At 45.5% G+C, this 15,619-nt stretch carries 13 protein-coding genes; 5 read left to right on the top strand and 8 right to left on the bottom strand.

Annotation, left to right across the window (positions count from 1 at the left end):
* Window positions 1–34: 34 nt before the first annotated feature.
* The 8 genes from yacG to nadC all read right to left on the bottom strand — a co-directional run bounded on the left by yacG (window position 35) and on the right by nadC (window position 7,161).
* Window positions 35–232 (bottom strand): DNA gyrase inhibitor YacG, encoded by a 198-nt coding sequence (yacG, locus tag AB4623_RS13180; protein WP_004735515.1) that lies wholly within the window; start codon window positions 230–232, stop codon window positions 35–37.
* 81 nt (window positions 233–313) lie between these two features.
* On the bottom strand, window positions 314–1,054 hold the full coding sequence (zapD, locus tag AB4623_RS13175; protein WP_017063237.1) for a cell division protein ZapD: 741 nt from the start codon (window positions 1,052–1,054) through the stop codon (window positions 314–316).
* Between the two features lie 26 nt (window positions 1,055–1,080).
* Window positions 1,081–1,695, bottom strand: a complete 615-nt coding sequence (gene coaE, locus AB4623_RS13170; protein WP_372098718.1) for a dephospho-CoA kinase — start codon at window positions 1,693–1,695, stop codon at window positions 1,081–1,083.
* A 2-nt stretch (window positions 1,696–1,697) separates the two neighbouring features.
* Window positions 1,698–2,567 carry an A24 family peptidase gene (locus tag AB4623_RS13165; RefSeq protein ID WP_372098719.1) on the bottom strand — a complete coding sequence of 290 codons (870 nt, stop codon included), beginning with the start codon at window positions 2,565–2,567 and terminating at the stop codon, window positions 1,698–1,700.
* A 67-nt stretch (window positions 2,568–2,634) separates the two neighbouring features.
* A complete protein-coding gene (locus AB4623_RS13160; RefSeq protein WP_372146607.1) occupies window positions 2,635–3,864 on the bottom strand; it encodes a type II secretion system F family protein in 1,230 nt (409 codons plus the stop codon).
* Between the two features lie 15 nt (window positions 3,865–3,879).
* Window positions 3,880–5,565 carry a type IV-A pilus assembly ATPase PilB gene (pilB, locus tag AB4623_RS13155; protein ID WP_372146605.1) on the bottom strand — a complete coding sequence of 562 codons (1,686 nt, stop codon included), beginning with the start codon at window positions 5,563–5,565 and terminating at the stop codon, window positions 3,880–3,882.
* A 3-nt stretch (window positions 5,566–5,568) separates the two neighbouring features.
* The gene (locus AB4623_RS13150) at window positions 5,569–6,018 is read right to left on the bottom strand and encodes a pilin (protein ID WP_372146604.1); all 450 of its coding nucleotides are present in this window, start codon (window positions 6,016–6,018) and stop codon (window positions 5,569–5,571) included.
* 252 nt (window positions 6,019–6,270) lie between these two features.
* Window positions 6,271–7,161, bottom strand: coding sequence for a carboxylating nicotinate-nucleotide diphosphorylase (nadC, locus tag AB4623_RS13145; RefSeq protein ID WP_372056204.1), 891 nt, complete (start codon window positions 7,159–7,161; stop codon window positions 6,271–6,273).
* Window positions 7,162–7,244: 83 nt separating this feature from the next.
* Between nadC and ampD the strand changes: the two genes are divergently transcribed.
* From ampD to lpdA, 5 genes are all read left to right on the top strand, one after another.
* A complete protein-coding gene (ampD, locus tag AB4623_RS13140) occupies window positions 7,245–7,844 on the top strand; it encodes a 1,6-anhydro-N-acetylmuramyl-L-alanine amidase AmpD (protein WP_017068879.1) in 600 nt (199 codons plus the stop codon).
* 483 nt (window positions 7,845–8,327) lie between these two features.
* Window positions 8,328–9,089, top strand: coding sequence for a pyruvate dehydrogenase complex transcriptional repressor PdhR (pdhR, locus tag AB4623_RS13135; RefSeq protein WP_008222726.1), 762 nt, complete (start codon window positions 8,328–8,330; stop codon window positions 9,087–9,089).
* A gap of 62 nt (window positions 9,090–9,151) precedes the next feature.
* Window positions 9,152–11,815: a pyruvate dehydrogenase (acetyl-transferring), homodimeric type gene (gene aceE / locus AB4623_RS13130; protein ID WP_017059442.1), complete on the top strand. Its 2,664-nt coding sequence runs from the start codon at window positions 9,152–9,154 to the stop codon at window positions 11,813–11,815.
* Window positions 11,816–11,841: 26 nt separating this feature from the next.
* Window positions 11,842–13,779, top strand: coding sequence for a pyruvate dehydrogenase complex dihydrolipoyllysine-residue acetyltransferase (gene aceF, locus AB4623_RS13125; RefSeq protein WP_372100010.1), 1,938 nt, complete (start codon window positions 11,842–11,844; stop codon window positions 13,777–13,779).
* A 242-nt stretch (window positions 13,780–14,021) separates the two neighbouring features.
* Window positions 14,022–15,452 (top strand): dihydrolipoyl dehydrogenase, encoded by a 1,431-nt coding sequence (gene lpdA / locus AB4623_RS13120; RefSeq protein ID WP_017059440.1) that lies wholly within the window; start codon window positions 14,022–14,024, stop codon window positions 15,450–15,452.
* Window positions 15,453–15,619 lie beyond the last annotated feature (167 nt).

Raw genomic sequence — 15,619 nt, 5'->3', positions numbered from 1 at the left:
ACTCGTTACTCGTTACTCGCTACTCGCTACTCGCTTAGTGCGGATCTTCCGACCAACCATCGCTATCTGACATATCTGGTGCGCCAGCGATGCTGTTCTCTTCGTCTGCCCATTCACCGAAATCAATCATCTGACATTGCTTGCTGCAAAACGGGCGGTGCGGGCTTTGTTCGCCCCATTCAACGTCAGCATTACATTGAGGGCATTTAACGATGGTGATTTTCTTCGACATAGTGATTCTTAATTTGAAGGTGTAATAATAGTGAGTTTAGGCTCGAGTGAGGACTCAAGCCAAACTATAAAAGGAAATTAATTAGGTGCAGATTGCCAATTCAAATTCGATGTCTTGAGTACAGGCTTGCCCAGTTTCAAAGCTCATGAACTTAACAGCAAAGCGGTTCTTGTGACCGGAGATCATCGGGTAGGCACCGTATTGCATCGGAATAGAAAGACGAAGGATATTCGCTTCATCGGCATCGCTCTGGAAGAAGCCAGCACGAGCGATTTGCTCTTTGAAGTGACCCGTCTCTCTGGTGAGCTTCAACCACAGTGTTAGCGCTTCATACAGAGGCTGTAGGCTATCCATCCAAGCTTTGGCATCTCGCATTCTCTTATCGAGAGGAAGGTGCAGCCAATAATGCAGTGCGGGCAGATCAAAGCAGCATGAACCACCTGGAAGATTAAAGCGTTGGCGAATGGCACTTAGGAAGCGGTCTTCTTTAAGTGACTGGCCAAAACGCTCTGCCTGCATCAGATCACGATAGATGTTACCAATGTCATTAAGTAGTGATGTCAGCATCTCTTGATCGACACCTTCAACATCCAACCAACTTTTGTAGGTTACACGTTGCTTCTCAATATCTTTTGCGAGTTCGCTCTTGAGTTGGATCTGTTCGAAGATTTCAATCAGATCAAAGATGGAACGGAAAAAGAGTTGATACTGTTGAGCATCGGAAAATGTAGAAGACAAGTGTAGCTGCCTCAAGAGTGATTCGACTCTTAAGTAGATGCGTGTTTTCTCATTTAGAGGATGTTCAAATTTATGGGTGATCATCGAGCAAACCTTCATTCAACATAGTTCTATTCTGACCCATCTACTGTACTGATTGCCAGATACTTTTGATGTAAATCTGTGATTTGAGGCAAAAGTTCTTGGTTTTTAGTATGGTTTTTAATCACGTCATCTGCAACCGCTAAGCGCTGTTCTCTTGAAGCTTGTGATTTTAAAATTGCGGCAACCTGTTCCTTCGAAACATTGTCACGACTCATTGTGCGTTCTATTTGCACTTCTGTAGGCACATCAACGATTAAAACGCGATCGGCCATGCCTTGCATTTGGTTTTCAACCAATAGCGGTGCGACTAATAAAGCATAAGGGGATGTGACTTTAGACAGGTCACTGTCAATTTTGTCGCGGATCATGGGATGAAGAAGATCATTGAGCCATTGTTTTTCGGTGGGATCAGAGAAGATTACTTCGCGCAGTTTAGCTCGGTTTAGCATGCCATCTTCAAGCAATATGTCTTCGCCAAAATGAGCGGCGATCTGTTTTAGGCCTTCGCTGCCCAATGCCACTACTTCGCGTGCCACGATATCAGCATCGACAATATCAATATTGAAATGCTGATTGAATAGGTTGGCTACCGTGGTTTTGCCACTGGCGATACCACCACTTAATCCGATAATGATTGCCATGATTAAATCCCTAGCACAGAAGTGAAATACCAACCCATGATGTCATTGCCCCACAATAGGCTTACCCAACCAGCTATCGCGAGGTAAGGACCAAATGGGAAGGCTTTATCGATGCCTTGCTGTTTCAGGCGAAGTTGAATCAAACCAAACACAAGGCCGACCAGCGAAGATAAAAGGATGATCATCGGTAGGTGTTGCCAGCCAAGCCATGCACCAAGCGCAGCCAGAAGTTTGAAATCGCCGTAACCCATGCCTTCTTTGCCTGTCAGTAGTTTGAACAACCAATAAACAGACCATAAAGCGAGGTAACCAGCCATTGCGCCAACCACGGAATCTTGCAGCGATACTGGGCCGATATTAAACAGTGCTAATGCGATACCGGACCATACCAAAGGCAAGGTGATTTGATCAGGCAACAACATGGTATCGAGATCGATAAAGGTCGCGGTAATCAGTGCGAAGGTGAAAAGAATCAAAGCAATGGCGTAGTAACTGAAACCAAAGTGGCTAGCAACCATTGTGCAAAGTATTGCTGTAAGCAGTTCGACCAAAGGGTAGCGAGCACTGATTGGATTAGCGCAGCTGTGGCACTTACCCTTTAAGAGCAACCAGCTTAACACTGGGATATTGTCGACGATTCTTAATTGGGTTTTGCATTTCGGGCAGGTTGAACGAGGAATGCTGAGATTGAACTTTCCCTCTGGCGCTGGAATTTTATATTGAGAGAAATATTCCGAGCACTCTTGTTGCCACTCTCGCTCCATCATAATCGGTAAGCGGTGTATGACTACATTGAGGAAGCTGCCGATAAGAAGGCTAAAAATGAAAGCTAATACGGGGAATAGCCAAGGATAGTAGTGAAATACTTCCATAGTGTCCTTTACCACTTGATCTATATGAGCAGAAGTTTGCTACTCATGGGTGTTAAGTTGCTTTTGGCTATCCTAACACACTCATAAGATTAAAGATCGGTAAGTACATCGCAACCACAAGCCCGCCAACAACCGTTCCCAAAAATACGATGATCAATGGTTCTAAAATTTTGCCTAAATTGTCGACGGTGTTGTCTACTTCAAACTCGTAAATGGAAGCGACTTTATTGAGCATATCATCAAGGTTGCCCGACTCTTCACCAATCATCACCATCTGCAACACCATTTCAGGGAAGGCATTGGTATTGCGCATCGCGATATACATCGGCATGCCTGCTGCGGTTTCTCGGTGAACCTCAATGATTGCTGATTCATAATGTAGGTTGCCTGCGGTTTTGGCTGTGGTTTTTAGGCTCATTAAAATAGGAATACCGGAACTAAAGCTTGTTGATAAGGTTCGGCTGAATTTGGCTATTGAGGCTTTCGCTAATACGCCACCGAGAACAGGGAAACGCAATCCTAGCCGACTGACAGACAGTCTGAACGAGTGGGAGCGCTGGCACAGTTGATGGACCAATAGCGCGAGCAAGCCAATGCCCACAGCAGTATAAAAACTGTAAGCCTGCATCCAATGTGACAGATAGAGTACCTGCTGAGTAAACCAAGGGAGATCGGCACCAAACCCTGAAAACATCGATTCAAATTCGGGAATAACCATGGTCAGCATTAGGTAAGAGACAGTCAGTGCAACAATGATCACCATCGCTGGGTAAATAAGTGCTTTTATAACCTTAGACTTTAGCTGTTCACTCTTTTCTCGATAAGTTGCCAAGCGTTCGAATACTTGCGCGAGATTACCGGAAAGTTCGCCCGTTGCGACTAAGTCGGTATACAGATCATCAAAGTGACGACTTGCGGTTCGCATCGCTTTTGAGATTGGCGTTCCGGCTTCTACACCTTTGCAGATATGCGATAGAATCGATTTCATTTCAGCTTTGCGGTGATTGTCCGACACCAACTTGATGGCTTGTACGATAGGCACACCAGTGGCCAGCATGGTAGCAAGCTGCCGAGTCAAAATAGTGATGTCTTTGGCTTTTACTCTATGGGTTAAACGAGTGACGGCTGAAATACTTTTCTTTTTGATTTTCTTAATCTGAATATGCTGTTCTTTGAGCTTTTCTCGTACTTCCAATTCGGTGAGCGCTAACGTTTGCCCAGACACTTTCTTGCCTGAGCTGTTAATGCCTTTCCAGTGATAGCTTTTTAATTGTGATTGTTTGGACTTGCTACTCATTGGTGCTCCATTGGTTTATATGTACAGAACACGTTGCAGCTCTTGATAGCTGGTGGTGCCTTCAAGCAATTTATCTAGCCCCGACTCTTGCAGAGTTCTCATGCCTTCTCGGCGAGCCAAGTTTTCAATGGCCAACGCGTTCGGTTTGTCGATCAGGCTGCTTTTCAGTTGATCGCTAAACGGCATCACTTCATAGATACCCACTCGCCCCGAATAACCCTGGTTGCACTCATTGCAACCTTTAGGACTCGCTTTGTAGATGGTTTGGCTGTTAGGAATGGAGTGACGCAGGAATATGTCTGGCGAGTCGTCATTTTCTTTGCAGTGGTTGCATAATCGTCTTGCCAGTCGTTGGGCGATAATCAAACTCAATGATGAAGCGAGGTTAAAGGGTTCTATACCCATATGTGCGAGTCGGGTGACGGTTTCTGCGGCGGAATTCGTGTGCAGTGTCGAAAGTACTAAGTGACCCGTTTGCGATGCTTTGATCGCGATTTCTGCCGTTTCCAAGTCGCGGATCTCTCCAACCATCACCACATCAGGGTCTTGTCGTAAAAATGATCGCAGAGCTTCCGCAAATCCAAAGCCGATCTTAGGCGTCACTTGTACCTGATTGATACCACATAGGTTAATTTCCACCGGATCTTCGGCTGTTGATATGTTGCGTTCAGTTGTGTTGAGCACTCGAAGGCCAGTATATAGGGAGACGGTTTTTCCGCTGCCGGTTGGGCCTGTCATTAAGATCATCCCTTGTGGGCGTTTCAGGGCATTGAGGTAGAGTGCTTTTTGATCTTCGCTGTAACCTAACTTATCGATATCTAGATTGGCCGCGCTGCTATCAAGCAGTCGAAGAACGATCTTTTCACCCCACAAGGTCGGCAAAGTTGATACACGCATATCTATCGCGAGTTCGTCGTTCAAGCGTAACTTAATACGACCGTCTTGAGGCAAGCGGCGTTCAGCGATATCAAGCTTGGCGAGGATCTTTAAGCGAGCTGATAGACGACGACTTAAGTGAGAGGCGGGTTGCTGTATTTCAACAAGGATGCCATCACAACGAAGGCGTACACGGTAGTGTTCTTCGTAGGGCTCAAAATGGATATCTGATGCACCTTTACGTACTGCATCGACCAATATCTGATTGATAAAACGGCTAACGGGGGAGTCGTCCTGGCTGAGGTCTTCAATCGAAGTCATCTCATCGTCGGAGACTTCAACAAGGTTGGCAAGTTCGTCTTGGGTGATCTCTTTACGCTTGGAGTCTTGCCCTGAAATAGAGCGGCCATACAACTTTCGTATTGCGCCTTCTAATTCAGAGTAGTTGGCAACAACGAGTTCTATCTGCAATCCAGTCGCGAATCGGAAATCATCTTCTGCTTGTAAATCGGTCGGGTCGGCAGAGGCGAGAGTAAGAGTCGAGCTAGAGACTGAAATCGGGATCGCGTGATATTTGGTGATCAGCTCGCGAAGCCCTAATTGGTCACACAAGACTTCATAGTTAACATTGGTAAGCTGAACTAACGGCAAACCGAAAATGGCTTGAATATTATGTGCGAGACTCTCGCTGGTGAAGAAATCAAGAACGAGCAAAGCTTCAGGTGTAGATACACCTGAAGCATGTATGTGTTCCGCAACGGCTTGTTCCTGAGTCAGGCTAAGTAAATCAGCCTGACGGAGAACTGTTGGGAGGTTTGTGAGCATTTATTACTGACAATTCTTTGGAAGTACACTATCTTTCAAATCACTAGAAGAACAGCTCCATGAGCCAGTTGAAGTACGAGTTAATACAAAAGTTTTTCCAGAAACTAAAGTACTGACACCGTCACTTGCAGATGTTCCAAAAGTAAAACTAATAGAACCGGTATTTGCTGCAGCACTAGTGAACGATGGTGTTCCTAGTGACATTGTAGGAATCCCCAGATCATCAGTATCTTGTCCTGGTGTACCATCAGGGAACATTCCATTTTCTACTGTATAAGCCTCTACATTCGTTTTTGCACCAGTCAATGTTGACAATGCTGAAGCAACTTCGCTTTTCGCAACATATTTTTGATATTGAGGCATAGCTATTGCGGAAAGTACCCCTATTACTGCCACTACGATCATCAATTCAATCAACGTAAAGCCTTTTTGGTTCGTTCTTTTGTTATTCATTGTTCTATTCCATTGTTTAGTTTATTTCAGTGCAGGCACTGGTTGATGGACAGAATAGAAGTCGGATTGGGGAAGTGGAATGAGATTCAGGTGCGGTCGCGAGCGGTTTGGTATTTATTGGTGTAGTGTTTCATATAGCAGGCAAAATTATGCGATCAGCTTAAATAACTGCTTGAAATACTGATAATTCAGGCAATAAAAAGGCACCGTTATCAACAGTGCCTTTACGGAAATTATTTATTATTCAGTCAATTACGCTTTGAATCTCATTGATAGGTCCATTGCTTTTAGGTGCTTAGTTAATGCGCCTACCGAGATGTAATCAACGCCTGTTTCAGCGAACTCAGCAATGGTATCTAGAGTCACGTTGCCAGAGTTTTCTAGTGCTGCACGTCCTGCGTTGATTTTCACAGCTTCGCGCATCATGTCTGTGGTGAAGTTATCTAGCATGATGATGTCTGCGCCAGCGCTGATCGCTTGCTCTAGCTCTTCTAGGCTCTCAGTTTCCACTTCTACAGGCTTACCCGGGTTTAGCTCTTTTGCTGTTGAAATAGCTTTCTCAATACCACCACAAGCGATGATGTGGTTTTCTTTGATTAGGTAAGCATCGAAAACCCCAATACGGTGGTTGAAACCGCCGCCACAAGCGACTGCGTATTTTAGTGCGCTGCGCAGGCCAGGTATCGTTTTACGAGTATCTAACAGGCGGCACTCTGTGTGTTTGATTTTGTCCGCGTAGGTAGCCGTCGTAGTCGCACAACCAGATAGCGTTTGAATGAAGTTCATTGCGTTGCGCTCACCCGTTAATAGCGCGCGTGCTGGACCTGTTAAGGTACAAAGTGTTTGGTTTGGTTCAACCTTGTCGCCATCTTCTACATTCCACTCGATAGTCACTTCACCGCCCAGTTGCTTAAACACTTCATCAGCCCAAGCTTTACCACAGAACACACCGTGCTCACGAGTAATGATGGTTGCGCTGTTGATTGCGTCTGCTGGGATTAGACTTGCTGTGATGTCAGCCGCTGGATCTAACGTGCCACCTAGGTCTTCTTTGATAGTCTCGGCTACTGCACGAGTGATCTCTAGAGGCAGTTGCTCTTTTAAGTAGTCAAGGCGTTGGTGGCTGTTATGTGTGTTTTTCATCGCAAATCTAATCTTGAAAGGGAGTGGGAATGGAATGATACTCTTGCTTAACTTCAAATTAAAGAGGCTAGCGCGACTGCTCTATGGGTAAGGTCACATCTTATTGTGCTAGCAGAAAAGAAAGTGAGACCAAGATGACGATCAGCTCCAACGGATGGTACGACAACGCTCGGCATGTTCCTTCCCCGTATTTTGATGCAAGGCCTAGTGCCGACGATATCTCTCTGCTGGTGGTTCACAACATTAGCTTGCCTCCGGGTCAATTTGGTGGGCCTTACATTGAACAGTTTTTTACGGGAAAACTCGACCCTGTCGAACATCCGTTTTTTAAGGTGATTCACCAAATGGGCGTTTCGGCGCATTGCTTGATTCGTCGTGATGGGGAAGTGGTGCAGTTCGTCTCTTTCTTAGACCGAGCTTGGCATGCGGGTCAATCGAGCTTCGCTGGCCGTGAAAGATGTAATGACTACTCTATTGGCATTGAACTGGAAGGCAGTGACTTTGTTGCTTATACCGAGCAGCAATACCAATCTTTGGCTCAATTAACGGAGACATTGGTGTCGAACTTCCCGCAGATTACGCGTCAGCGTATCACTGGCCATCAATACATCGCTCCGCTACGAAAGACTGACCCCGGTTTGGTTTTTGATTGGAAGAAATATCAAGGCCAACTGAGTTTCTAAATCCGAATTCACAACAAGACTCTGCTCATTGAAGGGCTCTAGATAATCAACGATGAGCATAATTGTTTGTGAATTTTTGTTGTGCTTTTGTAAAGGAAGTGGTCGGACGGGGAGCATCAATAAATCGAGAGTGTGACGAGCTTATCAAACACTCATTTATTAAAACTTATGAACAGAATTTCCACCCTAAATGTGCGCTTGGTTCGATTTTTAAACGAGTGACACTAATCTTTCTGAAACAATTCATTTTTATCCTGAAACTTTCTAGCACGAACACTCCCCAAAAGTATTACCCCTGTAAATGGTAAGACCAATTTGGTTGCTGTTTTAAATTTCATTTGTTAAATCATGGTTAATTCACGCTGTATTCTATGATGCAGGTCAATTTTAGGCTGGACAGTGGCGTTTTAATTATGTTAATTTCTGCCCAACTTAAAATTGGTATTACCAATTGTCAGCGAAGAAAAAGAAGAACAACAAACTATGGCTTATCAAAGGATTCGTCAGCCAAAACTCTCCGATGTTATCGAACAAGAGTTAGAAAGGTTGATAGTGGAAGGAACACTGGCTCCAGGGCAGCAGCTGCCGCCTGAGCGCGAACTGGCGAAACAGTTCGATGTGTCTCGTCCTTCGATCCGAGAAGCGATACAACGTTTAGAAGCAAAACGCTTGCTTACTCGCCGTCAAGGTGGAGGTACGTTTGTTAGCGAAAATATCTGGAAAAGCTTTTCAGATCCTTTGCTTAATTTGTTGTCGTCCCATTCTGAAACCCAACTAGACTTGTTGGAATCGCGTCATGCGATGGAAGGGATTTCGGCTTACTTCGCGGCATTGCGTGGAACCGATGAAGACTTTGCTCGTATTCAAGCCTGCCAAGAAAAAATTCACGGCGCGCAAGAAAAGGGTGATATTGAAGCCGAATCTGCAGCGGTGATGGCTTTTCTTATTGCTTTAACAGAGGCAGCGCACAATGTGGTGTTATTGCACATTGTTCGTAGCTTGGCTCCGTTACTCGAACAAAACGTCTTAGAAAATTTAAAGCTGTTGCATCGTCGTAAAGACGTTGTGGAGAAAGTGAGTATACATCGAGCTAATATCGTAGATGCGATCGTTTCTGGCCAGCCTGAGAAGGCGCGTGAAATGTCACACTCTCATTTAGCTTACATCGAAGAAACATTGCTGGATTTGACGAAGGAAGAGTCGCGCCGCGAACGTTCTCTACGTCGAATTCAACAGGGTAAATAGCCGTAATACTTCGGCTTTTTACGTGTTTAGTAGAATCCAACTAACAAAAAGGATAGATCGCCATGTCTGACATGAAGCATGACGTTGATGCTCTGGAAACTCAAGATTGGTTAGAAGCTCTTGAGTCAGTAGTACGTGAAGAAGGTGTAGAACGTGCACAGTTTTTACTAGAACAAGTTCTAGATAAAGCGCGTTTAGATGGTGTTGATATGGCTACAGGCATCAACACAAACTACATCAACACAATTCCAGCAGCACAAGAGCCAGCTTACCCTGGTGACGTAACTCTTGAGCGTCGTATTCGTTCGATTATTCGCTGGAACGCAATCATGATCGTATTGCGTGCTTCTAAGAAAGACCTAGACCTTGGTGGTCACATGGCTTCTTACCAGTCAGCAGCAGCGTTCTACGAAGTATGTTTCAACCACTTCTTCCGTGCTCCAAACGAGACAGACGGTGGCGATCTAGTTTACTACCAAGGTCACATCTCTCCAGGTATCTACTCTCGTGCATTCGTTGAAGGTCGTCTAACTGAAGAACAGCTAGATAACTTCCGTCAAGAAGTTGATGGTAAAGGTATCCCTTCTTACCCGCACCCGAAACTGATGCCTGAGTTCTGGCAGTTCCCGACAGTATCTATGGGTCTTGGCCCTATCTCTGCTATCTACCAAGCGCGCTTCCTTAAGTACCTTGACGGCCGTGGCCTGAAAGAAACTTCAGCGCAACGCGTATACGCGTTCCTAGGTGACGGTGAGATGGATGAGCCAGAATCACGTGGTGCTATCTCTTTCGCTGCGCGTGAGAAGCTAGACAACCTATGTTTCCTAATCAACTGTAACCTACAGCGTCTAGACGGCCCTGTAATGGGTAACGGTAGCATCATCCAAGAACTTGAAGGCCTATTCAAAGGTGCAGGTTGGAACGTTGTTAAAGTTATCTGGGGTAGCAACTGGGATTCTCTACTAGCTAAAGACACTACTGGTAAGCTTCTTCAACTAATGAACGAAACTATCGATGGTGACTACCAAACATTCAAATCTAAAGATGGCGCATACGTACGTGAGCACTTCTTTGGTAAGTACCCAGAAACAGCTGCACTAGTTGCAGACATGACTGATGACGAAATCTTCGCTCTTAAGCGTGGTGGTCACGATTCTTCTAAACTGTTTGCTGCATTCAACAATGCTAAAGAGACAAACGGTAAGCCAACTGTAATCCTAGCTAAGACTGTTAAAGGTTACGGCATGGGTGATGCAGCTGAAGGTAAGAACATTGCACACGGTGTTAAGAAAATGGACATGACTCATGTTCAACACCTACGTGATCGCCTAGGCCTAGAAGACATCCTTTCAGATGAGAAGATCGCTGAACTTCCTTACCTGAAATTGGAAGAAGGTACGCCTGAGTACGAATACATGCACGCTCGTCGTAACGCTCTACACGGTTACACACCTGCACGTCTTCCTAAGTTTACTCAAGAGTTCAAGGTTCCTGAGCTAGACGCATTCGCACCTCTACTAGGTGAACAGAAGCGTGATATCTCTACAACTATGGCTTATGTACGTACGCTAAACATCCTTCTTAAAGATAAGAACATTGGTAAGAACATCGTTCCTATCATCTGTGATGAAGCTCGTACATTCGGTATGGAAGGTCTATTCCGTCAGGTTGGTATCTACAACCCACACGGTCAAGAATACACACCTGAAGATAAAGGCATCGTTTCTTACTACAAAGAAGCAACGTCTGGTCAAGTTCTTCAAGAAGGTATCAACGAACTAGGTTCTATGGCTTCATGGGTTGCCGCTGCAACTTCATACAGCACAAACGATCTACCGATGATCCCGTTCTACATCTACTACTCAATGTTCGGTTTCCAACGTATTGGTGACATGGCATGGCTAGCAGGCGACCAACAAGCTCGTGGCTTCCTACTAGGTGCTACTGCAGGTCGTACAACACTGAACGGTGAAGGTCTACAGCACGAAGATGGTCACTCGCACATCCAAGCGAACACTATCCCTAACTGTATCTCTTACGACCCAACGTTCGCTTACGAGCTAGCGGTAATCATGCAAGACGGTATCCGTCGCATGTACGGTCCTGAGCAAGAGAACGTTTACTACTACCTAACAGTAATGAACGAGAACTACGCAATGCCAGCAATGCCAGAAGGCGCTGAAGAAGGCATCCGTAAAGGTATCTACAAGCTTGAATCTCACGCTGGTGCTAAGGGCAAAGTTCAACTAATGAGCTCTGGTACTATCATGAACGAAGCGCGTAAAGCGGCTGAAATTCTAAGCGAAGAGTACGGCGTAGCATCTGACGTATTCTCAGTAACGTCGTTCAACGAACTAACTCGTGACGGCCAAGCGGTAGAGCGTGACAACATGCTTCACCCAGAAGCTGAAGAGAAAGTACCGTACATCACGACTGTTCTTGGTAAAGAACCTGCAATCGCAGTGACTGACTACATGAAGAACTACGCTGAGCAAGTACGTGCGTACATGCCAACTGAGTCTTACAAAGTACTTGGTACAGATGGTTTCGGCCGCTCTGACAGCCGTGCAAACCTACGTCGTCACTTCGAAGTGAACGCTGGCTACATCGTAGTTGCAGCTCTAACTGAACTGGCTAAACGTGGTGACATCGAGAAATCTGTAGTTGTTGAAGCAATTGCTAAATTCGATATCGACACTGAAAAAACTAACCCGCAATACGCATAAGACTGGCATTAAGGTAGGTAAATACAATGACAATCGAAATTAATGTACCAGACATCGGTGCTGACGAGGTTGAAGTAACTGAGATTCTTGTAAACGTTGGCGACAAGGTTGAAGAAGAGCAGTCACTGATCACTGTTGAAGGCGACAAAGCTTCAATGGAAGTTCCTGCGTCTCAAGCGGGTATCGTTAAAGAAATCAAAGTAGCGGAAGGCGATTCTGTTTCTACTGGTTCTCTTATCATGATCTTTGAAGAGGCAGGCTCTCCTGCGGAAGGTGCTGCAGCAGCACCGGCTGCTCCAGCAGTTGAAGCGGCGGCACCAGTTGCAGCTGCTCCTGCAACGGCAGCTGAGCTTAAAGAAGTTCACGTTCCTGACATCGGCGGTGATGAAGTTGAAGTAACTGAAATCATGGTTGCTATCGGTGACGCAGTAGAAGAAGAGCAATCTCTTCTTACTGTTGAAGGTGACAAGGCTTCAATGGAAGTTCCTGCACCATTCGCTGGTATCGTTAAAGAAATCAAGATCGCTTCTGGTGATTCAGTTTCTACTGGTTCTCTAGTAATGATTTTCTCTGTAGAAACAGGTGAAGTAGCGGGCTCTGGCGCTCCAGTTGCAGCAGCTCCTGCTCCAGCGGCGGCACCAGTTGCAGCGGCTCCAGCAGCATCAGCTGAAAAAGAAGTAAACGTTCCTGATATCGGTGGTGACGAAGTAGAAGTTACTGAAATCATGGTAGCGGTTGGCGATACAGTAGAAGAAGAGCAATCTCTAATTACTGTTGAAGGCGACAAAGCTTCAATGGAAGTTCCTGCACCATTCGCTGGTACAGTAAAAGAGATTAAGATTGCAGCTGGCGACAAAGTGTCAACTGGCTCTCTAATCATGACTTTCGTCGTGGCCGGCACTCCGGTTGAAGGCGCAGCGCCTGCTCCTGTTGCAGCACCTGCACAAGCAGCAGCTCCAGCGGCGGCACCTGCTCCTAAAGCAGAAGCACCTGCAGCGGCTCCAGCAGCTGGCGACTTCCAAGAGAACGGTGACTACGCGCACGCTTCTCCAGTAGTTCGTCGTCTAGCTCGTGAATTTGGCGTTAACCTTTCTAAGGTTAAAGGTACTGGTCGTAAGAGCCGTATCCTTAAAGAAGACGTTCAGTCTTACGTTAAAGATGCACTTAAGCGTCTTGAGTCTGGTGCAGCTGCATCTGGCAAAGGCGGCGACGGTTCTGCACTTGGTCTACTACCATGGCCAAAAGTTGACTTCAGCAAGTTCGGCGAAACTGAAGTTCAGAAGCTTTCTAAGATTAAGAAGATCTCTGGTGCTAACCTGCACCGTAACTGGGTAATGATCCCTCACGTTACACAATGGGACAACGCAGACATCACTGAGCTAGAAGCATTCCGTAAAGAACAGAACGCAATCGAAGCGAAGAAAGACACTGGCATGAAGATCACTCCACTTGTGTTCATCATGAAAGCTGTTGCTAAAGCGCTAGAAGCATTCCCAGCGTTTAACTCTTCTCTTTCTGAAGATGGCGAAAGCATCATTCTTAAGAAGTACGTAAACGTGGGTATCGCTGTTGATACACCAAACGGTCTAGTTGTTCCTGTCTTCAAAGACGTGAACAAGAAAGGCATTTACGAGCTATCTGAAGAGCTAATGGCTGTTTCTAAGAAAGCACGTTCTGGTAAGCTAACAGCGGCAGACATGCAAGGCGGTTGTTTCACAATCTCTAGCCTTGGTGGTATTGGCGGCACTGCATTTACTCCAATCGTAAATGCTCCAGAAGTAGGTATCCTAGGTGTATCTAAGTCTGAAATTAAGCCAGTTTGGAATGGTAAAGAGTTCCAACCACGTCTACAGCTTCCACTGTCTCTATCATACGACCACCGTGTGATCGATGGTGCTGAAGGTGCACGCTTCATTACTTTCCTAAACAGCGCACTATCTGACATTCGTCGTCTAGTACTGTAATTGAGAAAGTAATTATTAAGGTGACTTTCGGGTCACCTTAATTCTTTATATAAAGACTATTTTTAGACAACAGTTTCCTGCATTTCTCATAATCTGATGGGGAATTGTTGTCTAGCTCACAGGCTAACTTAAAGCTACTTTCACACTGTTAACATCTCTGTAAAATGTTTCCTGTTTGAAAGCCCAATAATTTTAAGAACATCTACTCAGCCTGTTAGGGATAATGACTACAAGAGGTCACAATGAGCAAAGAAATTAAAGCCCAAGTTGTTGTACTTGGTTCAGGTCCTGCTGGTTACTCAGCGGCATTCCGTTGTGCGGATTTAGGTCTAGAAACAGTACTAGTTGAACGTTACAGCACTCTTGGTGGTGTATGTCTAAACGTTGGTTGTATTCCATCAAAAGCACTTCTTCACGTTTCTAAAGTAATCGAAGAAGCTAAAGCGATGGCAGAGCACGGCGTTGTATTCGGCGAGCCACAAACGGACATCAACAAGATCCGTATCTGGAAAGAAAAAGTAGTTGATCAACTAACTGGCGGTCTTGGCGGTATGGCTAAGATGCGTAACGTTACTGTTGTTAACGGTTTCGGTAAGTTCACTGGTCCTAACAGCATTCTTGTTGAAGGCGAAGGCGAAGCAACAACTGTTAACTTCGACAACGCAATCATTGCTGCGGGTTCTCGCCCAATCAAACTTCCTTTCATCCCACATGAAGACCCACGTATTTGGGATTCTACGGATGCACTAGAACTAAACGAAGTACCTGAAAAACTGCTTATCATGGGCGGCGGTATCATCGGTCTTGAGATGGGTACGGTTTACCACTCTCTAGGTTCTAAAGTTGAAGTTGTAGAGATGTTCGATCAAGTTATCCCTGCTGCGGATAAAGACATCGTTAAAGTTTTCACTAAGCGCATTAAGAACAAGTTCAAGCTAATGCTTGAAACTAAAGTGACTGCTGTTGAAGCGAAAGAAGACGGTATCTACGTTTCAATGGAAGGCAAAAAAGCACCAGCTGAAGCTGAACGCTACGATGCTGTTCTTGTTGCTATCGGTCGTGTTCCAAACGGTGCACTTATCGACGCTGAAAAAGCGGGTATCGAAGTTGATGAGCGTGGTTTCATCAATGTTGATAAGCAAATGCGTACTAACGTTCCTCACATCCACGCGATCGGTGACGTTGTTGGTCAACCAATGCTTGCTCACAAAGGTGTGCATGAAGGTCACGTAGCTGCTGAAGTTATCTCTGGTAAGAAGCACTACTTCGACCCTAAAGTAATCCCATCAATTGCGTACACTGAGCCAGAAGTTGCTTGGGTAGGTAAGACTGAGAAAGAAGCGAAAGCGGAAGGCATCAACTACGAAGTTGCTACTTTCCCTTGGGCTGCTTCTGGTCGTGCAATCGCTTCTGACTGTGCAGATGGCGTTACTAAGATGATCTTCGATAAAGATACTCATCGCGTAATCGGTGGTGCTGTTGTTGGTACTAACGGTGGTGAACTTCTTGGCGAAATCGGCCTAGCAATCGAAATGGGTTGTGATGCAGAAGATATCGCACTTACTATCCACGCTCACCCAACTCTACACGAGTCTGTTGGTCTAGCTGCGGAAGTATTCGAAGGTTCAATCACTGACCTTCCAAACAAGAAAGCAGTGAAAAAGAAGAAGTAATCCTTCTTTAGCCACTCGCTAATGTTTTTAAAAGCCGCTGATTCGTCAGCGGTTTTTTTATGTCTGAAGAAAAGAGCAGGAACGTTTCACTCCGAGATGCGAGTACGCTGCGCTTCGGGATGCGAAGAGACATTCCATTCTACAAAAAAGGGTTGGCCCATTAGGCC

The sequence above is a fragment of the Vibrio sp. 10N.222.52.C12 genome (assembly GCF_041474215.1).
GTDB classification, from domain to species: Bacteria; Pseudomonadota; Gammaproteobacteria; order Enterobacterales; family Vibrionaceae; genus Vibrio; species Vibrio crassostreae_C.
This window is presented reverse-complemented; position numbering and strand designations above follow the sequence as displayed.